Consider the following 23,293-nt stretch of genomic DNA (forward strand, 5'->3'; position numbering starts at 1 on the left):
TTCGGGGTAGGGCCGCTCCGGTACGGCTTCCCGCACGAAACCGGCCGCCCTTCTCCGTGGGTCAGAACAGGACGCTCATGAACGCGCCCACCTCGCGGAAGCCCACCCGGGTGTAGGCGGCGCGGGCGGCGGTGTTGAAGTCGTTGACGTAGAGGCTGACCACGGGGGCCACGTCGCGCAGCGCGTACGCGACGACGGCGGCCATGCCGGTCTCGGAGTGCCCGCGGCCGCGGAACTCGGGGGCCACCCAGACGCCCTGGATCTGGCAGGCGGCGGCGGTGGCGGCGCCGATCTCGGCCTTGAAGACGACCTTGCCGTTCTCGACGCGGGCGAAGGAGCGGCCGCTGCCGACGAGCTCGGCGACGCGGGCCTGGTAGAGCAGCCCGCCGTCCCCGGCGAGCGGCGAGATGCCGACCTCCTCGGTGAACATGGCCACGCAGGCGGGCATGATCAGGTCCATCTCGTCCTTGCGGATCCGGCGGACCAGGGGGTCGGCGGCGATGTCGGCGGACGGCTGCTCGGTGACCATGAGCGGCTGGTGGGCGCGGACGTCGCGGGCGGGGCCCCAGCTGGGCTCCAGGAGCTGCCACAGCAGCCGGGTGGCCTCGGCGGGGCCGACGATGGAGGAGCAGCGGCGGCCGGTGCGGCGGGCGCGGTCGGCGAAGGCGCGTACGGCGTCGGGTCCGGCGCAGACGGGGACCAGGTTGGCGCCGGCGTAGCAGAGGGCGCGGAGCTCTCCGCCGGCGTACCAGCCCCACATCTCTCCGCCCAGGCGCCACGGATCGAGTCCGGCGACCTGGACCCGGGAGGTGACGAAGGCGTTCTCGACGGGCTCGCGTCCGAGGATGGCGAGCGCGGCGTCGAGATCACTGGGTTCAAGGACCCTGGTCGTGGTCTGCGTCAACACTGGGGCCTCACCGTGCAAGTCTGCTGATCTCCGCACTGTACCCGGCGCGACCTGCGCACGCCCGGTCCCGCAGGTCACGAAAAGGGCCCGGCCCCGGCCGCGAGCTGCGCGGACGGGGCCGGGGAGGCACCTCGGGGAGCCCCTGGAGGGCTCTGCGTGCGGGACGGGCCGGGACCGGTCCCCGGACTCAGACCCCGATGGCGACGCTGGGCTCGCCGGAGGCGACGCCGTCCTTCTCCATCTGCTCGGCGATCTTCAGCGCCTCTTCGATGAGGGTCTCCACGATCTTGGACTCGGGGACGGTCTTGATGACCTCGCCCTTGACGAAGATCTGGCCCTTGCCGTTGCCGGAGGCGACGCCGAGGTCGGCCTCGCGGGCCTCGCCCGGGCCGTTGACGACGCAGCCCATGACGGCGACGCGCAGCGGGACGGTCATGCCGTCGAGGCCGGCGGTGACCTCCTCGGCCAGCTTGTAGACGTCGACCTGGGCGCGGCCGCAGGAGGGGCAGGAGACGATCTCCAGGCGGCGCGGCTTGAGGTTCAGCGACTCCAGGATCTGGTTGCCGACCTTGACCTCCTCCACCGGCGGGGCGGAGAGGGACACACGGATGGTGTCGCCGATGCCCTCGGAGAGCAGCGCGCCGAAGGCGACGGCGGACTTGATGGTGCCCTGGAAGGCGGGGCCGGCCTCGGTGACGCCGAGGTGCAGCGGGTAGTCGCACTGGGCGGCGAGCTGGCGGTAGGCGTTGACCATGACGACCGGGTCGTTGTGCTTGACCGAGATCTTGATGTCGCCGAAGCCGTGCTCCTCGAAGAGGGAGGCCTCCCACAGCGCGGACTCGACGAGCGCCTCGGGGGTGGCCTTGCCGTACTTCTTCAGCAGGCGGGCGTCGAGGGAGCCGGCGTTGACGCCGATGCGGATCGGCGTGCCCGCGTCCTTGGCGGCGTGCGCGATCTCCTTGACCTTGTCGTCGAACTGCTTGATGTTGCCCGGGTTGACGCGGACGGCGGCGCAGCCGGCGTCGATCGCGGCGAACACGTACTTGGGCTGGAAGTGGATGTCGGCGATGACCGGGATCTGCGACTTCTTCGCGATGACGGCCAGCGCGTCGGCGTCGTCCTGCGTGGGGCAGGCGACGCGGACGATCTGGCAGCCGGAGGCCGTCAGCTCGGCGATCTGCTGGAGGGTGGCGCCGATGTCGGAGGTGCGGGTCGTGGTCATCGACTGCACCGAGACGGGCGCGTCGCCGCCGACGGCCACGGAACCGACCTGGATCTTGCGGCTGACCCGGCGGTCGGCAAGCTTCGTCGGCACGGACGGCATTCCGAGAGAGATGGCAGTCATCTGCTGTGCAACCCCAAGGTGTGGATCGAGGTCCCGAGATCGGCGGGCTCCAGCCTTCGAGGTTACGCCAAGTAGCGCGCGCCCCTTGCATCCGAGGGGGTCGCGCCACCCGAACGTAGGGAGCCGGGCACGGTGCGTGCCCGGCTCCGGTCGCCGTCGGGGTGCTGCCCGTACGGCTAGGTGATCTTGATCGGGTTGACCACGTCCGCGACGAGGACCAGCAGCGTGAAGCAGACGAAGACGCCGGCGACCACGTACGCGGCGGGCATCAGCTTCGCCACGTCGAAGGGGCCGGGGTCGGCGCGCCGGAAGACCTTGGCCACGGTGCGGCGCAGGGACTCCCACAGGGCGCCGGCGATGTGCCCGCCGTCCAGAGGCAGCAGGGGCAGCATGTTGAACAGGAACAGCGACAGGTTGAACATGCCGAGCACGTTGAGCAGGATCGACATCTTCTGCTCGCCGGGCAGGTCCAGGGCGGCGATGTCGCCGCTCATCCGGGCCGCTCCGACGATGCCCATCGGGGAGTCGGCCTCGCGCTCGGCGCCGCCGAAGGCCGCGTTCCACAGGGCGGGGATCTTGGCGGGGAGCTTGAGGAGGCCCTGGACGCTGCTGTCGACGATCTCGGCCATGTGGTCGACGGACTCGCCGAACGACAGGGCGGCGATCTCGCTCTTGGGGCTGAAGCCGAGCCAGCCGGCGGTGACGTACTGGCCCTTGACGTAGCCGCCGTGGCCGTCGGTCTTGGCGACCTGGTTCGCGATCAGGTCGACGGGGACGGCGAGCTGCTGCCCGTCGCGCACGACGGTGACGGTGGCGGGGCCGACGGTGTCGCGGATCCGCTTCTGGAGGGCGGACCAGTCGGCCACCTTCTTGCCGTTGAAGGCGACGATCCGGTCGTCGGCCCGCAGGCCCGCCTTCTTCGCGGGGGCCACCGGGTCGCCGTCCTTGCAGACGTCGCGCTTCTCGCTCTGCTGGATGACGCAGGGCGAGACGCTGGCGATCTGGGTGGTGGTCCGGTTGATGCCGAAGGTCATCCAGACGCCGAAGAAGATCGCGAGGGCGAGCACCAGGTTCATGAAGGGGCCCGCGAACATCACGATCACGCGCTTCCAGGGCTTGCGCGTGTAGAAGAGCCGCGTCTCGTCGCCGGGCTGGAGCTCCTCGTAGGCCGCCGAGCGGGCGTCCTCGATCATCGACCGGAAGGGCGAGGTGGAGCGGGCGGTGACCTTGCCGTCCTCGCCGGGCGGGAACATCCCGATCATGCGGATGTAGCCGCCCATCGGGATGGCCTTGATCCCGTACTCGGTCTCGCCCTTCCTGCGGGACCAGATGGTCTTGCCGAAGCCGACCATGTACTGGGGCACGCGGATGCCGAAGAGCTTGGCCGTGGAGAGGTGGCCGAGCTCGTGCCAGGCGATCGAGAAGAGCAGCCCGACGACGAAGACGAGCACGCCCGTCAGGGTCAGCAGCAAGGTCATGCGCCCGCCTCCACGGCGGCCCGCGCCGCCATCTCCCGTGCCCGGGCCCTGGCCCAGGTCTCCGCTTCGAGGACGTCCGCCACCGTCAGGGAGGTTCCCGACGTGGGCGTTCCGTGCTCGTCGACCACTGCGGAGACCGTATCCATGATTCCTGTGAACGGCATCCGGCCGGCCAGGAAGGCGTCCACGCACTCCTCGTTCGCCGCGTTGAAGACGGCGGGGGCGGTGCCGCCCAGGGTGCCGACGTGCCGGGCGAGGCCGACCGAGGGGAAGGCCTCGGTGTCGAGCGGGAAGAACTCCCAGGTGGAGGCCTTGGTCCAGTCGAAGGAGCGGGAGGCGTCCGGGACCCGCTGGGGCCAGCCGAGGCCGATCGCGATGGGGCCGCGCATGTCCGGAGGGGTGGCCTGGGCGAGGGTGGAGCCGTCCGTGAACTCGACCATGGAGTGCACGTAGGACTGCGGGTGGACGACGACCTCGATGCGGTCGAAGGGGATGTCGTAGAGCAGGTGCGCCTCGATGACCTCCAGCCCCTTGTTGACCAGGGTGGCCGAGTTGACGGTGATGACCGGGCCCATGGCCCAGGTGGGGTGCGCGAGGGCGTCCTCGACGGTGACGGAGGCCAGCTCGGCGCGGGTGCGGCCGCGGAAGGGGCCGCCGGACGCGGTGACCACCAGCTTGCGGACGTCGGCGCGGGTGCCGGCGGCGAGCGCCTGGAACAGGGCCGCGTGCTCGGAGTCCACCGGGATGATCTGGCCGGGCCGCGCGAGGGCCTTGACCAGCGGGCCGCCGACGATCAGCGACTCCTTGTTGGCCAGGGCCAGGGTGCGGCCCGCACGCAGTGCCGCGAGGGTGGGGGCGAGGCCGATGGAGCCGGTGATGCCGTTCAGGACGGTGTGGCAGTCGGAGGCGGCGAGTTCGGCGGCCGCGTCGGGCCCGGCCAGGACCTCGGGCAGCGGCTCGCCGGCTCCGTACCGCTCGCCCAGCGCTTCCTTCAGGGCCGGAACGGCGTCCTCGCGGGCGACGGCCACGGCCCGGACCCGGAGCCTGTGGGCCTGCTCGGCGAGCAGGTCGACGCGCCCGCCGGCCGCGGACAGCGCGGTGACCCGGAAGCGGTCCGGGTTGCGCAGGGCGAGGTCGATGGCCTGGGTGCCGATGGACCCGGTCGACCCGAGGATGACGATGTCCCGGCGGCCGGCCGCGGCGTCGAAGAGGAGGTGCGGGTCGGCGAGGGGGGCTGGACTGTCGCTCATGCCCCCCATTGTTGCCGCAACTCAGGGGCGCTTGGACACGGAGTCCCCGTCCGTGACCCGGGCCAGGAGTTCGGGCAGGGTTCCGGCGAAGTCGGGGAGCGCCCGGGCGGCGCGCCACCAGGCCCGGGGGTCGTCGCCGAGGGCCTCGTCGAAGAGCCGGTCGGCCTCGGCGCGGGCGGCGAGCACGGCGGCGGGGCGGTCGTGGCGGTCGGGGTGGCCGGTGTCGCCGAGCCACTGGTCCTCGTCGAGCGCCCAGCACGCGGGGACCTTGTGCCGGATGACGTCGGCGCCGGTCAGCAGGCCCCGGTCCAGGCAGTCGCGGACCCAGCGGACGTCCTCGGCCGCCGTGTCCATCGGCACGGCCAGGCTCACCAGGGCCAGCTCGCGCTCCCACGCGCCGGCCGGGTCGGCGGGGGCCGGGTCCGGGGCGAGGTGGCGGACGGCGCGGGCGAGCGCCGGGTCGTGGCGCACCTCGCCGGGCGCGGCCGGGGTGCCCGCGGCCAGCGCGGCCGCCAGTTCGGGCAGGGTGCCGCGGAAGGCGGGGGCGCGGCGGCCCAGTTCGGCCCACAGCCGGGGGTCGTCGCCGAGCGCGGGGCGCAGGGCGCGGTGCACGGCCGACTGCATCTCGGCCTGCTCGGGCAGGGTCCAGCGCAGCCCGCGGGTGGCGGGCAGGTGGCCCAGGAGCAGGGTGCGGGCCGCGGGGGCCACGTACGCGACGAGTTCGTCGCAGGTCAGCAGGCCCATCCGGACGGCTCGGACGGCGGGCCGGTACCAGTGGCGGCCGTACGTGTCCCCCGTGCGCGCGTCGAGCAGTGCGCGGCACGCGTGCCGGGGCAGTCCCCCCGCCAGCAGCAGTGCCTCGACGGCGCCCGCCGGCAGCGGGGCGCGGGCGTGGGCGCGCAGCAGCGGCTCGGGGTCGTGGAGGTCGAGGAGGTGCGGCATGCGGAGCAGGGTGAGCGGGATGCGGGGGCGGCGGCCGTGCCGGCGCAGCAGGCGGATCAGCTCGTCGGTGGTGAGGGGGCCGGGGCCGGTCTCGGCGAGCAGTTCGGGGGAGGGCCCGGGCCGGGCGGCGTAACGGGCGGGGCCGGGCAGACCGGGCAGCGGGCGGCCGACCACGTGCGGGTTGCGGGCGATGTAGTGGCGGTCGGCGTCGGTGCCGTGGCGCAGCAGGAGGGTGACGGCGGCGGCGGGCAGCCACTGGTCGCGGCACAGGTACCTGCGGGTGGGCCCGTCGAGGCGGTCGATCAGGTCGGCCACCACGTGGTGCGGTGCGTGGCGCAGCAGGTGCGCCACGCACCAGGCCAGCCGCCGGCAGGCCCGGTCCTCCTCGGCCGTCGCCATCGTCCTCGCCCGCCTCGCGCTCGTGCCGGTACCGCCGGGGCTGGTGCCCGTACGTCCGTCCTCGTACATCCGTCCGATCTGCTGCCGATGATGGCAGGTCAGCGCAGGGGACGGTGAACGTTTTTGCGGGTGGAGGGGCCGGGGGCGGCGTCCGCGATCCAGGGACCGTCCCCGGAGGGGTCGAGGACGCCTTCCTCCAGCCAGGTGTAGGTGCCGCCGAGGACCCCTTGGACGACCGTGCGGTCGAGGTCGTCGGTGTTGGCCCAGAGGCGGCCGAAGAGCTCCTCGACGCGCAGCCGGGACTGCCGGCAGAAGGCGTCGGCGAGCTGGTAGGCCTCGCGGCCGTGGTCGCCGCTCTCGCGCAGGTGCTCGGCGCGCACGCAGGCCGCGCTCATCGCGAACAGCTCGGCGCCGATGTCCACGATCCGGCCGAGGAAGCCCTGCTTGGTCTCCATGCGGCCCTGCCAGCGGGACATGGCGTAGAAGGTCGAGCGGGCGAGTTTGCGGGCGCCGCGCTCGACGTAGCGCAGGTGGGTGGCGAGGTCGGGGTGGCCGGCCGGGTGGAACTCGCGGTAGGTGCCGGGGAGCTGGCCGGGTCCGGTGGCGAGCTTGGGCAGCCAGCGGGCGTAGAAGCCGGCGGCGCGGGCTCCGGCCTTCGCCTTGTCGCCGAGGGCCTTCTCGGGGTCGATGAGGTCGCCGGCGACGGAGAGGTGGGCGTCGACGGCCTCGCGGGCGATCAGCAGGTGCATGATCTCGGTGGAGCCCTCGAAGATGCGGTTGATGCGCAGGTCGCGCAGGAGCTGCTCGGCGGGAACGGCGCGTTCGCCGCGGGCGGCGAGGGACTCGGCGGTCTCGAAGCCGCGTCCGCCGCGGATCTGGACGAGTTCGTCGGCCATCAGGCAGGCCATCTCGGAGCCGTAGAGCTTGGCGAGCGCGGCTTCGATGCGGATGTCGTTGCGGTCCTCGTCGGCCATCTGGGAGGCGAGGTCGACCACGGCCTCCAGGGCGAACGTGGTGGCGGCGATGAAGGAGATCTTCGCGCCGACGGCCTCGTGCCGGGCGACGGGGCGGCCCCACTGCTCGCGCACCCCGGACCATTCGCGGGCGATCTTCAGGCACCACTTGCCGGCGCCGACGCACATGGCGGGCAGGGACAGCCGGCCGGTGTTCAGGGTGGTCAGCGCGATCTTGAGGCCGGCTCCCTCGGCGCCGATCCGCTGCGCGGCGGGCACCCGCACCCGGTGGAAGCGGGTGACCCCGTTCTCCAGGCCGCGCAGGCCCATGAAGGCGTTGCGGTGCTCGACGGTGATGCCGGGTGAGTCCGCCTCGACGACGAAGGCGGTGATCCCGCCGCGGTGGCCCTCGGACTTCGGCACCCGGGCCATGACCACGAGCAGGTCGGCGACGACCCCGTTGGTGGTCCACAGCTTGACCCCGTCGAGGACGTACGTGCCGTCGTCCTCCGGGTCGGGGACGGCGGTGGTGGCCAGCCGCGCCGGGTCAGAGCCCACGTCCGGCTCGGTGAGCAGGAAGGCGCTGATCGCGGTGGTGGCGCAGCGCGGCAGGTAGGCGTCCTTCTGCTCCTTGGTGCCGAACATCTTCAGCGGCTGCGGCACGCCGATCGACTGGTGGGCGGAGAGCAGGGCGCCGATGGCGGGGCTGACGGAGCCGACGAGGGCCAGCGCCTTGTTGTAGTAGACCTGGGTGAGGCCGAGGCCCCCGTACTCGGTGCCGATCTTCATGCCGAGGGCGCCGAGTTCCTTGAGCCCGCGCACGGTCTCGTCGGGGATCCTGGCCTCGCGCTCGATGCGCTGCCCGTCGATCTCGCGCTCGCAGAAGTCCCGCAGGCGGGCCAGGAAGGCCTCGCCGCGCCGGACGTCCTCGTCGGCGGGGGACGGGTGGGGGTGGATCAGGTCGAGCCGGAAGCGGCCGAGGAAGAGCTCCTTGGCGAAACTGGGTTTGCGCCAGTCCTGCTCGCGGGCCGCTTCCGCGACCTGCCGCGCCTCGCGCTCGGTCACCTTGGGCTGTACGGGCCGTGTTGCCGACATCCGGGTACTCACCTCGCCGCATCGGGGGACCTACCGATCGGTGCTACCTGTCAGTCGTACCCGCTGCGGGCGCCCGGGAAAATACGGGCGCCTGCAAAAGGGGGACGCCCGCGGAGGCGTCCGGAAAAAGGGGGACGGCCGGAGCCCCCGCACAGTAGGCTCCGGCCGTCGGTCTGTGACCGTACGAGTCGGTCAGATGTCGAGGCCCGTGAGGACCAGGACGCGCTCGTACGTGTAGTCGTCCATCGCGTAGCGGACGCCCTCGCGGCCCACGCCGGACTGCTTGACGCCGCCGTACGGCATCTGGTCGGCGCGGTAGGACGGCGCGTCGCCGATGATCACACCGCCGACCTCGAGCTCGCGGTGGGCGCGGAAGGCGACCTGGACGTCGCGGGTGAAGACGCCGGTCTGCAGGCCGAACTTCGAGTCGTTGACGGCGGCGAAGGCCTCGTCGGTGTTCTCGACCTTGGTGATCGTCAGGACCGGGCCGAAGACCTCCTCGGTGGCCAGCTTCACGCCGGCCGGGACCTCGGCGAGGACGGTCGGCTCGACGGTGGCGCCGTCGCGCTTGCCGCCCGTGAGCAGCTTGGCACCGGCGGAGACGGCCTCGTCCACCCAGGACTCGACGCGCTTGGCGGCGTCCTCGGAGACCAGCGGGCCGACGTCGGTGGCGTCGTCGCCGGGGTCGCCGGTGACCTGGGCCTGGACCTTGGCGACGACCTTCTCGACGAGGCGGTCGTAGACGGAGGCGTCGGCGATGACGCGCTGCACGGAGATGCAGGACTGGCCGGCCTGGTAGTTCGAGAAGGTCGCGATACGGGTCGCGGCCCAGTCGAGGTCGGCGTCGGAGGACCAGTCGGCGAGGACCACGGCCGCGGCGTTGCCGCCGAGCTCCAGGGTGCAGTGCTTGTGGGGCACCGACTGCTGGATGGCGTAGCCGACGGTGTCGGAGCCGGTGAAGGAGATGACCGGCAGGCGGTCGTCCTTGACCAGGGCCGGCATCTTGTCGTTGGCGACGGGCAGCACGGACCAGGAACCGGCCGGCAGGTCGGTCTCGGCGAGCAGCTCGCCGAGGATCAGGCCGGAGAGCGGGGTGGCCGGGGCCGGCTTCAGGATGATCGGCGCGCCGACGGCGATGGCCGGGGCCACCTTGTGGGCGCACAGGTTCAGCGGGAAGTTGAACGGCGCGATGCCGAGGACCGGGCCCTTGACGAAGCGGCGGGTCAGGGCCAGGCGGCCGACGCCACCGGCGTCGGTGTCCAGGCGCTGGGCCTCTCCGCCGTTGAAGCGGCGGGCCTCTTCGGCGGCGAAACGGAACACGGACACCGCACGGCCGACCTCACCGCGCGCCCACTTGATGGGCTTGCCGTTCTCGGCGGAGATCAGCTGGGCGATCTCCTCGGTGCGCTCGACGAGCCGCTTGGACACGTGGTCCAGGGCGGCGGCACGTACGTGGGCGGGGGTCGCGGAGAACTCCGCCGTCACGGCGTACGCCGCGGCCACGGCCTCTTCGACCTGGGCGTCGGTGGGCACGCTGACGGCGGCGACCAGCCGGCCGTCCCACGGGTTGTGGACGTCGAAGCTGTCCTCGCCGGTGGCCTGGCGGCCGGCGAGCCAGAAGGCGTGGGTGGAAGTCATGCGAATCCCGGCCCTTCGGTGTGTGCGGTGGTCCTTGTCTCCACCAAGGTAGGCGGCCGCCGGGCCGTCGTCGTTTAGCCGCGTTGGAGAACCTCCGCCCGGGGCTGCGCCGCTTTGTCACTGTCCCGCCCGTGCCGCGGCACTCGCGCGTCCGCACCGGGGGGTCTGGGGGCGGAGCCCCAGGGGGTCCGGGGCGCAGCCCCGGGGAACGGGCGAAGTGGGGGTCCCCCCGGACGGAGTCTGGGGGAGGGTAGGGGACCCTGCTCCGCGCAGCGGCACGCAGCGGCACGCACCAGCCGCAGCCGGCCCACCGGGACCGGCCCGGCCCCGGCAGCCGCCGGACGGAGTCCGGTGCGGGGCCTCAGGAAACGGCCGGGCTGGCCTTGAGGGCGAGCCAGAGCTCCATGCGGACGTCCGGGTCGTCCAGGGAGCGGCCGAGGATCTCCTCGACGCGCTTCATCCGGTACCGCAGGGTGTGCCGGTGCACGCCGAGGTCGGCGGCGGCGGCGTCCCACTGCCCGTGGCGGGAGAGCCACGCCTGGAGGGAGGCCACCAGGTCGCCCCGGCCGGTCGCGTCGTGCTCCCGCAGGGCCCGCAGGGTGCCGTCCGCGAAGGCGCGTACGGCGTCGTCGGCGAGCAGCGGCAGGACCGACCCCGCCGCGAGGTCCTCGTGCTCGACCAGGGGCCGCCCCCGCCGCCGGGCCACGGCCAGGGCCTGGTCGGCCTGCTTCAGGGCGGCCGCCACCCCCGCCGGGCCGGCCGCCGCCGACAGGCCGACCACCAGTTCGTCGGGCTCCGGCCCGGCCGCCTCCCGGCCGCGCCGGGACTCCAGGGCCTCCGCGTGGTCCGCGCACGCCTGCACCGCCGAGCCCCCGTCGGCGGCCAGCACCACCAGCCGGCCCGGCTCCGGGACCACCAGCAGTGGCTCCCCGGTCCGCGCCGCCGCCGACTCCACCGCGTCGGCCAGCAGCGCCAGCCCCTCCGGCTGGGCCGTCCCCGGCAGCGCCGGCTCGGCGACGACGATCCGGAACGGCGACTCCAGCAGCGCCCCGTACAGGTCCCCGGCCACGGCCCGGGCGTGCTCGGGCTCCCCCTCCAGCAGCATCCGCAGCACCGCCGCGCCCAGCCGGGACTCCGCGTCGTGCAGCGACCGGGAGCGCTCGGTGGTCAGGGTCAGCAGGGCGACGGCGGAGTGCACCGCGTACCGCTCGGCGGTGCCCAGCGGGGCCGCCGTGCCGACCGCGAGGGCGCCCCGGGCCCGCCGGCCGGTGCCGAGGGACTGGAGCTCGACCCGGTCCTCCGCGCCGCCCACCACCGCGCTCGCCGGCGCGGGCCGCTCCCGCAGCCGCTCCACGTCGGGGGTGAGCCGGGCCGCCCGGCGCGCCGCCCAGTCGGGGGCGGCGGCGACGACGGCGCCGGAGGTGTCGTACAGCGCGGCCCAGCCGTGCACGTGGGCCGCCAGCTTCGCCAGCAGGTCCGCCGGACCGTCGGCGGAGAGCGCGGCCCGGGTCAGCTCCCGCTGCGCCTCGAAACCGGCGGTGACGGCCCGGTACTGGTCGGCGGCCAGGGCGGCGGACACGGCCTTGCTGATGGCGAGGAACGGGGTCCGCCGGGGCACCTCCAGCAGCGGCAGGTCCTCCTCGCGGGCGGCCTCGAGCAGCGCTTCGGGGATGGCCTCGTAGTTGACCCCGACGGCGAAGCCGATGCCGACGACCCCGGCCGCGGCCAGCCGGCGTACGTAGCGGCGCATCTCCTCGCGGTCGTCCGCGTCCAGCTTCATCGCGGTGACGAGCAGCAGCTCGCCGCCCTCCATGTACGGGACGGGGTCGGCGAGCTCGCTGACGTGCGCCCACCGCACGGGGGTGTCCAGGCGGTCCTCCCCGGCCCGGACGGTGAGTTTCAGGGCCGAGTGCTGGACGAGCGAGGCGAGGGTGAGCGGCATCGGTTTCCAGACGGGGAGGGAGGGAGAGGGGGACCGGCGCGGGTTTTCGCCATGCCGTATGAACGGCCCCCTTCGATTCTGCCACCCCGTACGGGTCCCCTCAGCCCGTCCGCGGCAGGTCCTCAGCCGGTTCCCGACAGCCGGAGCAGCAGCGGAGCGGCCCGTTCCCCCCGGACGGAGGTCAGGGACAGCACCGCGCAGCCCGGCGGAACGGCGTGCGCCAGCTCGGAGGCGGACCAGCGCTCGCGCTCGACCTGGCGCACGGTGACGGCGTCGGTGGTCACGGCCTTGCCGGTGACCAGCTTGCGGAAGGCGTGGATGGCCCGGGTGAGCGGCTGGTCGGCGAAGACCGTCCGGTGGGTGACGTCGCGGGTCTCGACCCACTCGGTGCCCCAGGCCTCGGCGAAGCGCTGCCCGTCCCAGGTGGTGACGCCGGAGAAGGCCATCCGGCAGCCGACCGCGCCCAGCAGCGGCGTGCGCAGGGGTTCCGGTACGTCGTCCAGGGTGCGCAGGGTCAGCAGCACGCCGGCGTTGGCCGAACGCAGCCGCTGTACGCCGCGGACGGTCTCCGGGGTCAGGGTGTGCGAGGCGTCGTCCAGGGCGAGGAAGGCGAACAGCGAGCGGTCGGCGCGGGCCGCGGCGGCGGCGTTGAACTGGGCGAGCAGGAGCCGGGCCAGCATCCGGGAGGCGTCGGCGTGCGCGCGTTCGGGGAGATCGACGCGGACCCGGACGGGGTGTTCGAGGGCGCGCAGGGAGAAGGGGCGCCCGCGCCGCTCGGAGCCGCCGACGACGGCCCCGACGTCGAAGAAGCCGCTGAACGCCGGCCGGTCGAGCAGGGCGGCGCGGTCGGCGAGGGCCGGGCCGGGGTCGCCGGGGGCCCCCTGCTGGCGCAGGCGCGCGTCGAGCTCGCGGAGCATGGCCTGCCGTCCGGTGCCCTCCAGTGCCTGGCGGAGCGCGGTGAGGGCGGAGGGCACGCCGTCGAGGAGCTCGCGCAGTTCGGGTACGGCGGGGAAGCGGCCGTAGGCCTCGCGGAAGGGGCCGATCAGCTGGGCGAGGGTGGTCGCGGCGCGGCGTACGTCGATGCCGGGGACGTCTCCGACGAAGGCCTCGGCGAGGAGGCCGGCGGCCTCGTCGGGGTCGGCGGTGCCGCCGTAGAGGTCGAGGTCGTGGACGGAGGCGGGGTCGCCGACGCGCACGACGATGTCGTAGGCCTCGTCGGGGCCGAGCCGGGAGCCGGCCGCGCCGACGGCGACGACGGCGGCCTGCCCGGCCAGTGCCTGGAGCGCGAGCGACTCGACGACGGGCCGCACGAGGCGGGCGGTCTTGCCGGTGCCGGAGGGGCCGACGGCGAGCAGGGAGGTCCCGAGCACGCCGGGGTCGAGGGCGAGGCCGGTGCCGCGGCGGGCGTAGGGGTTGCGTTCGCCGTCCTCGACGGTGCCGAGGAGCACCTGGCGGGTGAGGAGGTCGTGCCGGGCCGCGCGGACCGGCAGGTCGCGGTCGCCGGAGGGGTGCACGCAGGCGCCGGCGCCCTTGTCCCTCACGGCGTCGTCGAAGGCCCGCAGCCGAGTCGGGTCGGCGCGCACGGACTCCCACGCCCGCCGGATCCGGGCGAAGTCCACATCATTCATCCGCCCACCCCCAGCCTCCCCCCCAAGCCGCTCAGCCGCCTCGCCGAGCCCGGCGTCCTTCAGCTCGGGCCAGCCGTCGATTTCGTCCGCCGGGGTACCCGGCGCCTGTGCCCGCGGGTGGTTCCTGTCCGCGGGGGCATCGGTGGCCTCGGGGCGGGAACGGGGGGAGCCGAGGCGGCGGAGCAGTCGGCCGGCACCGAGCCAGGCGAACGCGAGGAGGGCCACCGCGTCGATCACCGTCCCGGTGTTGTTGATGAGTTCGACGTTGGCCTGCGGGTCGTCCTCGAAGGAAAGGAAGGACTGCACCAGCTGCCGGATCGGCAGCTGGTGGTTGTCGATCAGCAACAGGGTCACGTAGGCGAGCGGTAGGACCGCGAGGACCGGGGCCCACGGCCCGCGCGCCACGATCAGGCGGTTCCATGCCGTGCCCCAGCTCCCGAGGCGGCCGAATCCGTAGAGCAGGGCCGCGTCGAAGAGCAGCTCGTAGATGGGTTTGGCGTGCATTCCGCCCTGCCGCGCGACGGGCTCGCCGTTCGCGGCCCACCAGCTGTCCGGCGTGAACAGCTTCAGCGGCACGTCCCAGAAGGGAATGTAGGAGTTGCGCATGAGCGACCAGACGAGCACGCAGGCCAGGGCGGAGATGCCGGCTCCGACGGCGAGGGACCGGTCGGCCGTCCGCGTCGGCTCCGTGTCGGGACGCGGGGAGTAGCCGTAGCGCCACACCCCAGGTTCGGCGGCCGGCCGGCTCGTGCGGAGCCAGTCCGTGAACGGGGTTCCGACCGCCGGTGCGTGCCGCGGCTTCGGCGGGGTGCCCAGCGGTGGCGGCGGGCCCGCCGGCCGGGGGACGTGGCCCTCGCGGGTCGACTGTCCGTCGTGCGTGCCCTCGGTGTTCATGAAACCCCTGCCCCCTGCCCGTTCCAACGCGCCGCGGCGCTCAATCTAGTGCCCGGCCTGGCGATCCGCGGGACACGCGCCGGTTCCTTCCTATGGCCGTCGCGGACAAGGACACGCGGGCACCACTCCCGAACGGAGCATGCCTTACCCCCTCCCCCGGGCCTAGCCTGCGGACAAAGACACAAGTGCGTCCGAAAACACCCCCCAGGAGCCCTCCATGACCGCTGTCCCGCAGGAGCGCAAGCTCGTCACCGCGATCCCCGGCCCCAAGTCGCAGGAGCTGCAGGCCCGCCGTCTCGGCACGGTGGCCGGCGGCGTGGGCTCCGTGCTGCCCGTCTTCACCAAGCGTCTGGACGGCGGCATCCTGGAGGACGTCGACGGCAACCGCCTGATCGACTTCGGTTCCGGCATCGCCGTGACCTCGGTCGGCGGTTCCGCCGAGGCGGTCGTGCGCCGCGCCACCGCGCAGCTGGCCGACTTCACCCACACCTGTTTCATGGTCACGCCGTACGAGGGCTACGTCGAGGTCTGCGAGGCGCTGGCCGAGCTGACCCCGGGTGACCACGCCAAGAAGTCGGCCCTGTTCAACTCGGGCGCCGAGGCCGTCGAGAACGCCGTCAAGATCGCCCGTGCGTACACCAAGCGCCAGGCCGTCGTGGTCTTCGACCACGGCTACCACGGCCGCACCAACCTCACGATGGCGCTGACGGCGAAGAACATGCCGTACAAGCACGGCTTCGGCCCGTTCGCCCCCGAGGTCTACCGCGTCCCGGTCGCCTACGGCTACCGCTGGCCCACCGGTGCCGAGAACTGCGGCCCCGAGGCCGCCGCCCAGGCGATCGACCAGATCACCAAGCAGATCGGCGCCGAGAACGTCGCCGCGATCATCATCGAGCCGGTCCTCGGCGAGGGCGGCTTCATCGAGCCGGCCAAGGGCTTCCTGCCCGCGATCGTGAAGTTCGCCAACGACAACGGCATCGTCTTCGTCGCGGACGAGATCCAGTCCGGCTTCTGCCGCACCGGCCAGTGGTTCGCGTGCGAGGACGAGGGCATCGTCCCGGACCTGATCACCACCGCCAAGGGCATCGCCGGCGGTCTGCCGCTGGCCGCCGTGACCGGCCGCGCCGAGATCATGGACGCCCCGCACGCGGGCGGCCTGGGCGGCACCTACGGCGGCAACCCGGTGGCCTGCGCCGGTGCGCTGGGCTCCATCGAGACGATGAAGGAGCTCGACCTCAACGCCAAGGCGAAGAAGATCGAGTCCCTCATGAAGTCGCGCCTGTCCGCGATGCAGGAGAAGTACGAGATCATCGGCGACATCCGCGGCCGCGGCGCCATGATCGCCATCGAGCTGGTCAAGGACCCGGAGTCGAAGACCCCGAACCCGGAGGCGGCCGGCGCCCTGGCCAAGGCCTGCCACGCCGAGGGCGTCATCGTCCTCACCTGTGGCACCTACGGCAACGTGCTCCGTTTCCTCCCGCCGATCGTCATCGGCGAGGACCTGCTGAACGAGGGTCTGGACGTCATCGAGGCCGCGTTCGCGGGCATCTGACCGAACGTCCAGTTCGAAGGACTGGAACGCTTGCTCGCGGCGGCCGCCCTCTACCACCGGTAACGGTCGGGCGCTGTGAAGAAGCTGTGGGGGGCCGATGGCGGGAGCACGTTCCCGCTGTCGGTCCCCCTTTCGCTGGCGTACGGTTTCTGCAGATGAGTGAGACAGACCGCTCCCGGGCCACCGGGGGCGACACCGGTACCGGGCTTCCCCAGCGCCGTACTGGTCATGCGTTCGCGCACACTCCTCTCAGATCGGACGGCCGTCCGCCCCAAACCCCCCGGGGCGCACGGCAACCCGGTCCGGGCGGCCGCCCCGGAACCATCCCCCCTGTTCCGGGACGGCCGGCCATCCTCCCGACGGCCCTGTGCCTCGGCCTCTTCGCCCTGATCACCTGGCAGGTCCTGGTGTCGGGGCCGCTCCTGGTCCCGGACCACGCCCTCAGCCGCGCCGTGGTGCGCACCGTTCCCGACGCCGTCACCGAGCGCCTGGCGGACCTGGGCGACATCCCGGTCGCCGTACCCGTCCTCGCGCTGGCCATGGCGTACGCCGCCTGGCGCGGGCGGCGCCTCGCGGCGCTCGCGGCCGGCCTGGCGATGGCCCTGGTGCCGGCGCTGATCGTGCCGCTGAAGGCGTGGACCGCCCGCCCCGGCCCGCTGGAGCCCTGGGCGGCCGGCTACTTCCCCTCGGGCCACACGGCGACGGCCCTGACCGCGTACGTGGGCGCGGCCCTGCTGCTCGCCCCGCACACCCGCCGCCGCTGGCCGATGGCCGCCGCCCTGGTGCTGTCGGCGGCGACGGCCACGGGCCTGGTGCTGCGCGGCTTCCACTGGCCGCTCGACGTGCTGGCCAGCGTCCTGCTGTGCGTACCGCTGCTGCTGGGGGTGCGCCGGGTGGCCGGCGGTCGTCGGCGGCCGTAACCGGAGCCGGAGACCGGTCCCCGGGTCAAGGCTTCGCGCGGGTCCCCCGCCCCTCCCCCGTCAGGGCCCTCGCCGCGGCCTCGTGCAGTGCGAGCTCCAGCAGCGCCGGGTCGGTGAGGGTGCCCCGGCCGTCCGGGAGTTCGAGCCAGTGCGGGCCGCCCGCGGCCCGGCCGGGGTACGGGACCGCGATCCAGCTCCCGCGCCCCGCTCCCCGTACGCCCGTGCCGATCCAGCGGGAGGCCGTGCCCGGGGGCACGAAGAAGCCCACCCGTACGCCGCCGGAGTCCGCCAGCACGGGGCCGGGCGGGGCGGGCAGCAGCCGCAGCACGCCGTGGGCGGCCCGTCCCAGCTCCCCGGGCACGACCAGCACGTCCCAGTGCCGGCCGGCGGGCAGCAGGGCCACCCCGAGGGGGCTGCGCTCCCACTCCCACCGGCAGGCGTCCGGATCCGGTGCCGCCGCCGCCAGCCATTCCACTGCGGTCCTCGCTCCCGGGAGCGTCATCGCCCGGCCTCCGTTCGTCTCGTCGCGGTGAGGGGTCCTCACCGGGAGAGAGCGGGGCCGGGCCGGGCTATGACGCGGGTTGCGCTGCTCCGTGGGGGTGAAGCGGGTCACGGGGCGAACCGCGGGCGTGCGCCGGGGCGTACGGGCGTACGGGCCTCAGCTGTCGAAGCCGAGTCCGAGGCGGTCCAACGTCTTGAGCCACAGGTTGCGGTGGCCGCCCCGGGCGTCGGCGCGGGCCAGCGACCACTTGGTCAGCGCGATCCCGGTCCAGGCGAACGGCTCGGGCGGGAACGGCATGGGCTTGGACTTCACCATCTCCAGCCGGGTGCGCTCGGTGGACAGGCCGTCGAGCAGGTCCAGCATCACCTCGGCACCGAAGCGGGTGGCGCCCACGCCGAGCCCGGTGTACCCGGCGGCGTAGGCCACCCTGCCCCGGTGCGCGGTGCCGAAGAAGGCGGAGAAGCGGGAGCAGGTGTCGATGGCCCCGCCCCAGGCGTGGCTGAAGCGCACCCCCTCCAGCTGCGGGAAGGCGGTGAAGAAGTGCTCGGCGAGCTTGAGGTAGGTCTCGGGGCGGTGGTCGTACTCCGAGTCGAGCTTCCCCCGGTAGGGGTAGATCGCGTCGTAGCCGCCCCAGAGGATCCGGTTGTCCCTGGTGATCCGGAAGTAGTGGAACTGGTTGGCGCTGTCGCCGAGCCCCTGGCGGTTCTTCCAGCCGATCGAGGCGAGCTGCTCCTCGTCCAGCGGCTCCGTCATCAGGGCGTAGTCGTAGACGGGGACGGTGAAGGGCCGGATCCGGCGGACCAGCGAGGGGAAGATGTTGGTGCCCAGGGCGACCCGGCGGGCGAGGATCGTCCCGTAGGGGGTCTCCACGGTCATCCCGGCGCCGGCCTGCGCCATCTTCAGGCCGCGGGTGTTCTCGTAGATCCGCACGCCCTGCTCCAGGCAGGCCCGCTTGAGCCCCCAGGCCAGCCTGGCGGGGTTGAGCATGGCGACGCCGTCGCGGTCCCACAGGCCCGCGAGGAAGGTCGGCGAGTCGACCTCCGCGCGCAGGGCCTCGCCCTCCAGCCACTCGGAGCCCGCCCCGAGGCCGAGCTTGACGGCCTCCTCGTGCAGCTCCCGCAGTTCCTCGACCTGGTGCGGCTCGGTGGCCACGTCGATCTCGCCGGTGCGCTCGAAGTCGCAGTCGATGCCGTAGCGGGCGACGGCCTCCTCGATGGCGTCGAGGTTGCGCGCGCCCAGCTCCTCCAGCTTGGCCAGCTCGCCCGGCCAGCGGGCCATGCCGTTGGCCAGGCCGTGGGTGAGGGAGGCCGCGCAGAACCCGCCGTTGCGCCCGGAGGCGGCCCAGCCCGCCTCCTTGCTCTCGATCAGTACGACGTCCCGGCCGGGGTCGCGCTCCTTGGCGATCAGCGCGGTCCACAGGCCGCTGTAACCGCCGCCCACGACCAGCAGGTCGCAGCGCTCGTCGGAGGTGAGGGCCGGCTGTGGCGCCGGGCGGCCGGGGTCGTCCAGCCAGTACGAGACCGGCTTGGCCTCGGAAAGGGATTTCGCAACACTACGCATGGCGACTGGGGCCATGGCTTCCAACTCCCTACGGGGTTTCTACTGCGGTTGTGCCTTCTTGCGGCGGTTGCCGGCCCACTGGCCGGCGAGGACCACCAGCACCGCGATGGCGAACATCGCCGTGCCGATGACGTTGATCTGGACGGGCGTACCGCGCTGGGCCGATCCCCACACGAACATGGGGAAGGTGACGGTGTTGCCCGAGTTGAAGTTGGTGATGATGAAGTCGTCGAAGGAGAGCGCGAAGGACAGCAGCGCGCCCGCCGCGATACCGGGGGCCGCGATCGGCAGGGTGACCCTGAGGAAGGTCTGCACCGGTCCGGCGTAGAGGTCGCGGGCGGCCTCCTCCAGGCGCGGGTCCATGGACAGGACGCGTGCCTTGACGGCGGCGACGACGAAGCTGAGGCAGAACATCACGTGGGCGATGAGGATCGTCCAGAAGCCCAGCTGGATGCCCATGTTGAGGAAGAGGGCGAGCAGCGAGGCCGCCATCACGATCTCGGGCATGGCCATCGGCAGGAAGATCAGCGAGTTCACCGCGCCGCGCGCCCGGAACCGGTACCGGACCAGCGCGAAGGCGATGGCGGTGCCGAGGACCGTGGCGCCGATGGTGGCCCACAGGGCGATCTGGAGGGACAGGGCGAGGGAGCCGCACAGGTCGGCGACCCCACAGGGGTCCTTCCAGGCGTCGAGGGAGAACTCCTGCCAGGCGTAGTTGAACCGCCCGGTGGGGTTGTTGAACGAGAACACCGTCACGACGACGTTCGGCAGGATCAGGTACGCGAGCGTGGTGAGGCCCGCGATGACCACGAGATTGCGGCGGAGCCAACGCATCAGACCAGGTCCTCCGTCCCCGCTCGGCGGATGTAGATGGTGACCATGATCAGCACGATGGCCATGAGGATGAAGGACAGCGCGGCCGCTGTCGGGTAGTCGAGGATCCGCAGGTACTGCGACTGGATGACGTTGCCGATCATCCGGGTGTCCGTGGAGCCGAGCAGTTCGGCGTTGACGTAGTCGCCGCTCGCCGGGATGAAGGTGAGCAGGGTCCCGGAGACCACGCCCGGCATCGAGAGCGGGAAGGTCACCTTGCGGAACACGGTGGCGGGGGTGGCGTAGAGGTCGCCGGCGGCCTCGTGGAGGCGGGTGTCGATGCGCTCCAGCGAGGTGTAGAGCGGCAGGATCATGAAGGGGAGGAAGTTGTACGTCAGGCCGCAGACCACGGCGAGCGGCGTGGCCAGGACGCGGTCCCCCTCGGTCATCCCGAGCCAGCTGGTGACGTCGAGGAAGCCGACGGCGTCGAGGGCGCCGACCACCGGGCCGCCGTCGGCCAGGATCGTCTTCCAGGCCAGCGTGCGGATGAGGAAGCTGGTGAAGAAGGGGGCGATGACGAGGACCAGCAGCAGGTTGCGCCAGCGGCCCGCCTTGAAGGCGATCAGGTAGGCCAGCGGGTAGCCGAGCAGCAGGCACAGCGCGGTCGCGGTGCCCGCGTAGAGCAGGGAGCGCAGGAACTGCGGGAAGTACTCGGTCAGGGCGTCCCAGTAGGTCTGGAAGTGCCAGGTGACCTCGAAGCCCTCTTCGAGCGATCCGGTCTGCACCGAGGTGGAGGCCTGGTAGACCATCGGCAGCACGAAGAAGACGAGCAGCCAGACGATCCCGGGGAGCAGCAGCCAGTACGGGACCAGGCGCTTCTTCAGGGACGCCTTGTGCACCGGGGGCTCGGCGGGGGCGGTGGCCTCGGGGGGCGCGGCGGTGGCGGTCACGCGCTCTCCTCGGCCGTCTCGACGCCGGCCGAGCCCGTCGTCCCCGCGAGCACGGACTGGGCGGCGTCCAGGCCGAAGGTGTGTTCCGGGTTCCAGTGCAGGACCACGTCGGCGCCGGGGACGAGGCGGGCGTCGCGCTCGATGTTCTGGACGTACACCTCCAGCTCAGGGCAGACCGGGCTGTCGATGACGAACTGCGTGGAGACGCCGATGAAGGAGGAGTCGGCGATCTTCCCGGTGATCTTGTTGCGGCCGGCCGCGACGGTGTCCTCGTCGGCCGCCGGGACCAGGGAGATCTTCTCCGGCCGCACGCCGACGAGGAGCTTTCCGCCCGCGCGGGGCGTGGTCGAACATCGGGCGGTGGGCAGCCGCAGGGTGGTGCCGGAGGCGGAGACGATCACGTCGGAGCCGGTGGACTCGACGGAGGCCTCGATGAGGTTCGAGGTGCCGAGGAAGTTGGCGACGAAGGTGGTGCGCGGGTTCTCGTACAGCTCGGCGGGGGCACCCAGCTGCTCGACGCGGCCGCCGTTCATCACCGCGACCGTGTCGGCCATGGTCATGGCCTCCTCCTGGTCGTGCGTGACGTGCACGAAGGTGATGCCCACCTCGGTCTGGATGCGCTTGAGCTCCAGCTGCATCTGGCGGCGCAGCTTGAGGTCGAGGGCGCCGAGCGGCTCGTCGAGCAGCAGTACCTGGGGGTGGTTGATGAGGGCGCGGGCGACGGCCACGCGCTGCTGCTGGCCGCCGGAGAGCTGGTGGGGCTTCTTGCGGGCGTGCTCGCCGAGCTGCACCAGGTCGATCATCTCGTCGACCTGCTTCTTGACGGACTTGATGCCGCGGCGGCGCAGGCCGAAGGCTATGTTCTCGAAGATGTCCATGTGCGGGAACAGCGCGTAGCTCTGGAAGACGGTGTTCACCGGGCGCTTGTACGGCGGGAGGTGGGTGACCTCGCGGTCGCCGAGGCTGACCGTGCCGGTGGAGGGCTCCTCCAGGCCGGCGATCATGCGCAGGGTGGTGGTCTTCCCGCAGCCCGAGGCGCCGAGCAGGGCGAAGAAGGAGCCCTGGGGGATGGTGAGGTCCAGCGGCTGCACGGCGGTGAAGGAGCCGTAGTGCTTGCTGATCCCGGCGAGGCGGACGTCGCCGCTCGCGGTCTTGTCGGTCATGGGCCTGGGCCTTCGGTGGTGTGTCGTGGAAGGGGACGGGGCGCGGGTGGGGGATGCCGGCGGGTGCGGTCCGGTCAGGCGCCGATGAGCTTGGCGAACTTCTCCTCGTACGCCGTCTCTTCCTCGCTGGTGAGGGAGCGGAAGGCGTGGGCCTTGGCGGCCATCTCCTTGTCCGGCACGATCAGCGGGTTGTCCGCGAGGGCCGGGTCGATCTTGGCGAGCTCTTCCTTCACGCCGTCGACGGGGCAGACGTAGCTGATGAACGCGGCGAGCCGGGCCGCGACCTCGGGCTCGTAGTAGTAGTCGATGAGCTTCTCGGCGTTGGCCTTGTGCCGGGCCCTGGCGGGGACGAGCAGGTTGTCGCTGGAGGTGATGTATCCGGCGGCCGGGATCGCGTACTTGATGTCCGGGTTGCCGGCCTGGAGCTGGATGACGTCGCCCGCCCAGGCGAGACAGGCCGCCAGGTCGCCCTTGTCGAGGTCGGCGGTGTAGTCGTTGCCGGTGAAGCGGCGGATCTGCTTGGTGTCCACGCCCTTCTGGAGCCGGCCGATCGCCGCGTCGTAGTCCGCGGTGGTGAAGGCCGCCGGGTTCTTGCCCTGGTCGAGGAGGGTCATGCCGACGGAGTCGCGCATCTCGGTGAGGAAGCCGACGCGGCCCTTGAGGGAGGGGTCGTCGAGGAGCTGCGTGACGGAGTCGACCTTCTTGCCGCCGGTGGCCTTGGAGTTGTAGGCGATGACGGTGTCGATGCCGGTCCACGGGTAGCTGTGGGCGCGGCCCGGGTCCCAGTCGGGGTTGCGGAACTGCGGGATCAGGTTGGCGTAGGCGTGCGGGAGGTGGGAGGGGTCGAGCTTCTGCGCCCACCCGAGGCGGATGATGCGGGCGGCGAGCCAGTCGGTGACGACGATCAGGTCGCGGCCGGTCTCCTGGCCGGCGGCGAGCTGCGGGCGTATCTTGCCGAAGAACTCGACGTTGTCGTTGATGTCCTCGGTGTACTTGACCTGGATCCCGGTCCGCTTGGTGAACTCCTCCAGCGTGGGACGGCTCTTCTCGTCGTCGCCGGTGTCCATGTACTCGGTCCAGTTGGAGAAGTCGATCTCCTTCTCCTGGTCCGAGTGGTCGTCGGAGGCCACGGCCCCGCCCTCGCGCTTGGCGGGCGGGATGCCGCAGGCGGTGAGGGCGGAGAGACCGCCCAGGGTGAGCGCCCCGACTCCGGAGGCGCGCAGCAGCGAGCGGCGGGTGAGGGCGCCGCGCCCGCTGGTGAGGCTGCGCCGCATCGCTGCGGTCTGCGCCGCCGAGAGGCGGTCGGGCTCGAACTGCTCCATGCGCGTTGCCCTTTCGGGAGGGATGGCCGCTGGTCAGGCG

General features: G+C 72.7%; 17 protein-coding genes. 2 read left to right on the top strand and 15 right to left on the bottom strand.

Annotated features, from left to right (window positions below):
• Nucleotides 1–61 precede the first annotated feature (61 nt).
• From ABD973_RS08015 to ABD973_RS08055, 9 genes are all read right to left on the bottom strand, one after another.
• A complete protein-coding gene (locus tag ABD973_RS08015; RefSeq protein ID WP_185899497.1) occupies nucleotides 62–907 on the bottom strand; it encodes a GNAT family N-acetyltransferase in 846 nt (281 codons plus the stop codon).
• 187 nt (nucleotides 908–1,094) lie between these two features.
• Nucleotides 1,095–2,252, bottom strand: a complete 1,158-nt coding sequence (ispG, locus tag ABD973_RS08020; protein ID WP_007266888.1) for a flavodoxin-dependent (E)-4-hydroxy-3-methylbut-2-enyl-diphosphate synthase — start codon at nucleotides 2,250–2,252, stop codon at nucleotides 1,095–1,097.
• A gap of 176 nt (nucleotides 2,253–2,428) precedes the next feature.
• The gene (locus ABD973_RS08025; RefSeq protein WP_125822730.1) at nucleotides 2,429–3,730 is read right to left on the bottom strand and encodes a M50 family metallopeptidase; all 1,302 of its coding nucleotides are present in this window, start codon (nucleotides 3,728–3,730) and stop codon (nucleotides 2,429–2,431) included.
• Nucleotides 3,727–4,980, bottom strand: coding sequence for a 1-deoxy-D-xylulose-5-phosphate reductoisomerase (gene dxr, locus ABD973_RS08030; protein WP_125598279.1), 1,254 nt, complete (start codon nucleotides 4,978–4,980; stop codon nucleotides 3,727–3,729). The genes ABD973_RS08025 and dxr overlap by 4 nt, the downstream gene beginning before the upstream one ends.
• Before the next feature lie 21 nt (nucleotides 4,981–5,001).
• A complete protein-coding gene (locus ABD973_RS08035; protein WP_125598275.1) occupies nucleotides 5,002–6,390 on the bottom strand; it encodes a hypothetical protein in 1,389 nt (462 codons plus the stop codon).
• A 29-nt stretch (nucleotides 6,391–6,419) separates the two neighbouring features.
• Nucleotides 6,420–8,369, bottom strand: coding sequence for an acyl-CoA dehydrogenase family protein (locus ABD973_RS08040; protein WP_345499497.1), 1,950 nt, complete (start codon nucleotides 8,367–8,369; stop codon nucleotides 6,420–6,422).
• A 192-nt stretch (nucleotides 8,370–8,561) separates the two neighbouring features.
• Entirely contained in the window at nucleotides 8,562–10,007 is a 1,446-nt protein-coding gene (locus tag ABD973_RS08045; protein WP_125822727.1) for an aldehyde dehydrogenase family protein, read from the bottom strand.
• 361 nt (nucleotides 10,008–10,368) lie between these two features.
• Nucleotides 10,369–11,949 (bottom strand): PucR family transcriptional regulator, encoded by a 1,581-nt coding sequence (locus ABD973_RS08050; protein ID WP_125605125.1) that lies wholly within the window; start codon nucleotides 11,947–11,949, stop codon nucleotides 10,369–10,371.
• A gap of 122 nt (nucleotides 11,950–12,071) precedes the next feature.
• Nucleotides 12,072–14,471 carry an ATP/GTP-binding protein gene (locus ABD973_RS08055; protein WP_345499500.1) on the bottom strand — a complete coding sequence of 800 codons (2,400 nt, stop codon included), beginning with the start codon at nucleotides 14,469–14,471 and terminating at the stop codon, nucleotides 12,072–12,074.
• A gap of 217 nt (nucleotides 14,472–14,688) precedes the next feature.
• Here ABD973_RS08055 and gabT point away from each other — a divergent pair, with 217 nt between their 5' ends.
• Nucleotides 14,689–16,023, top strand: a complete 1,335-nt coding sequence (gabT, locus tag ABD973_RS08060; RefSeq protein ID WP_007266879.1) for a 4-aminobutyrate--2-oxoglutarate transaminase — start codon at nucleotides 14,689–14,691, stop codon at nucleotides 16,021–16,023.
• Nucleotides 16,024–16,430: 407 nt separating this feature from the next.
• Nucleotides 16,431–16,943, top strand: coding sequence for a phosphatase PAP2 family protein (locus tag ABD973_RS08065; protein WP_306463773.1), 513 nt, complete (start codon nucleotides 16,431–16,433; stop codon nucleotides 16,941–16,943).
• Nucleotides 16,944–16,968: 25 nt separating this feature from the next.
• Here the strand turns inward: ABD973_RS08065 and ABD973_RS08070 are convergent, their stop codons facing one another.
• From ABD973_RS08070 to ABD973_RS08095, 6 genes are all read right to left on the bottom strand, one after another.
• On the bottom strand, nucleotides 16,969–17,445 hold the full coding sequence (locus ABD973_RS08070) for a hypothetical protein (RefSeq protein WP_345499503.1): 477 nt from the start codon (nucleotides 17,443–17,445) through the stop codon (nucleotides 16,969–16,971).
• Nucleotides 17,446–17,601: 156 nt separating this feature from the next.
• Nucleotides 17,602–19,020 (bottom strand): NAD(P)/FAD-dependent oxidoreductase, encoded by a 1,419-nt coding sequence (locus ABD973_RS08075; RefSeq protein WP_125603653.1) that lies wholly within the window; start codon nucleotides 19,018–19,020, stop codon nucleotides 17,602–17,604.
• Nucleotides 19,021–19,044: 24 nt separating this feature from the next.
• Nucleotides 19,045–19,839 (bottom strand): ABC transporter permease, encoded by a 795-nt coding sequence (locus tag ABD973_RS08080; protein WP_125603652.1) that lies wholly within the window; start codon nucleotides 19,837–19,839, stop codon nucleotides 19,045–19,047.
• Nucleotides 19,839–20,768: an ABC transporter permease gene (locus tag ABD973_RS08085; RefSeq protein WP_125822722.1), complete on the bottom strand. Its 930-nt coding sequence runs from the start codon at nucleotides 20,766–20,768 to the stop codon at nucleotides 19,839–19,841. The genes ABD973_RS08080 and ABD973_RS08085 overlap by 1 nt, the downstream gene beginning before the upstream one ends.
• A complete protein-coding gene (locus ABD973_RS08090; protein WP_345499508.1) occupies nucleotides 20,765–21,931 on the bottom strand; it encodes an ABC transporter ATP-binding protein in 1,167 nt (388 codons plus the stop codon). Before ABD973_RS08090 ends, ABD973_RS08085 begins: the two co-directional genes overlap by 4 nt.
• Nucleotides 21,932–22,005: 74 nt before the next feature.
• Nucleotides 22,006–23,253, bottom strand: coding sequence for a polyamine ABC transporter substrate-binding protein (locus tag ABD973_RS08095; protein WP_125822720.1), 1,248 nt, complete (start codon nucleotides 23,251–23,253; stop codon nucleotides 22,006–22,008).
• Nucleotides 23,254–23,293 lie beyond the last annotated feature (40 nt).

Source organism: Streptomyces racemochromogenes, from assembly GCF_039535215.1.
Lineage (GTDB): Bacteria > Actinomycetota > Actinomycetes > Streptomycetales > Streptomycetaceae > Streptomyces > Streptomyces racemochromogenes.

Excerpts from the sequence above, each read along its gene's own strand:
- ispG (WP_007266888.1), bottom strand. The coding sequence starts at position 2,252 with ATGACTGCCATCTCTCTCGGAATGCCGTCCGTGCCGACGAAGCTTGCC.
- ABD973_RS08025 (WP_125822730.1), bottom strand. The coding sequence starts at position 3,730 with ATGACCTTGCTGCTGACCCTGACGGGCGTGCTCGTCTTCGTCGTCGGG.
- dxr (WP_125598279.1), bottom strand. The coding sequence starts at position 4,980 with ATGAGCGACAGTCCAGCCCCCCTCGCCGACCCGCACCTCCTCTTCGAC.
- ABD973_RS08035 (WP_125598275.1), bottom strand. The coding sequence starts at position 6,390 with ATGTACGAGGACGGACGTACGGGCACCAGCCCCGGCGGTACCGGCACG.
- ABD973_RS08040 (WP_345499497.1), bottom strand. The coding sequence starts at position 8,369 with ATGTCGGCAACACGGCCCGTACAGCCCAAGGTGACCGAGCGCGAGGCG.
- ABD973_RS08045 (WP_125822727.1), bottom strand. The coding sequence starts at position 10,007 with ATGACTTCCACCCACGCCTTCTGGCTCGCCGGCCGCCAGGCCACCGGC.
- ABD973_RS08050 (WP_125605125.1), bottom strand. The coding sequence starts at position 11,949 with ATGCCGCTCACCCTCGCCTCGCTCGTCCAGCACTCGGCCCTGAAACTC.
- ABD973_RS08055 (WP_345499500.1), bottom strand. The coding sequence starts at position 14,471 with ATGAACACCGAGGGCACGCACGACGGACAGTCGACCCGCGAGGGCCAC.
- gabT (WP_007266879.1), top strand. The coding sequence starts at position 14,689 with ATGACCGCTGTCCCGCAGGAGCGCAAGCTCGTCACCGCGATCCCCGGC.
- ABD973_RS08070 (WP_345499503.1), bottom strand. The coding sequence starts at position 17,445 with ATGACGCTCCCGGGAGCGAGGACCGCAGTGGAATGGCTGGCGGCGGCG.
- ABD973_RS08075 (WP_125603653.1), bottom strand. The coding sequence starts at position 19,020 with ATGGCCCCAGTCGCCATGCGTAGTGTTGCGAAATCCCTTTCCGAGGCC.
- ABD973_RS08080 (WP_125603652.1), bottom strand. The coding sequence starts at position 19,839 with ATGCGTTGGCTCCGCCGCAATCTCGTGGTCATCGCGGGCCTCACCACG.
- ABD973_RS08090 (WP_345499508.1), bottom strand. The coding sequence starts at position 21,931 with ATGACCGACAAGACCGCGAGCGGCGACGTCCGCCTCGCCGGGATCAGC.
- ABD973_RS08095 (WP_125822720.1), bottom strand. The coding sequence starts at position 23,253 with ATGGAGCAGTTCGAGCCCGACCGCCTCTCGGCGGCGCAGACCGCAGCG.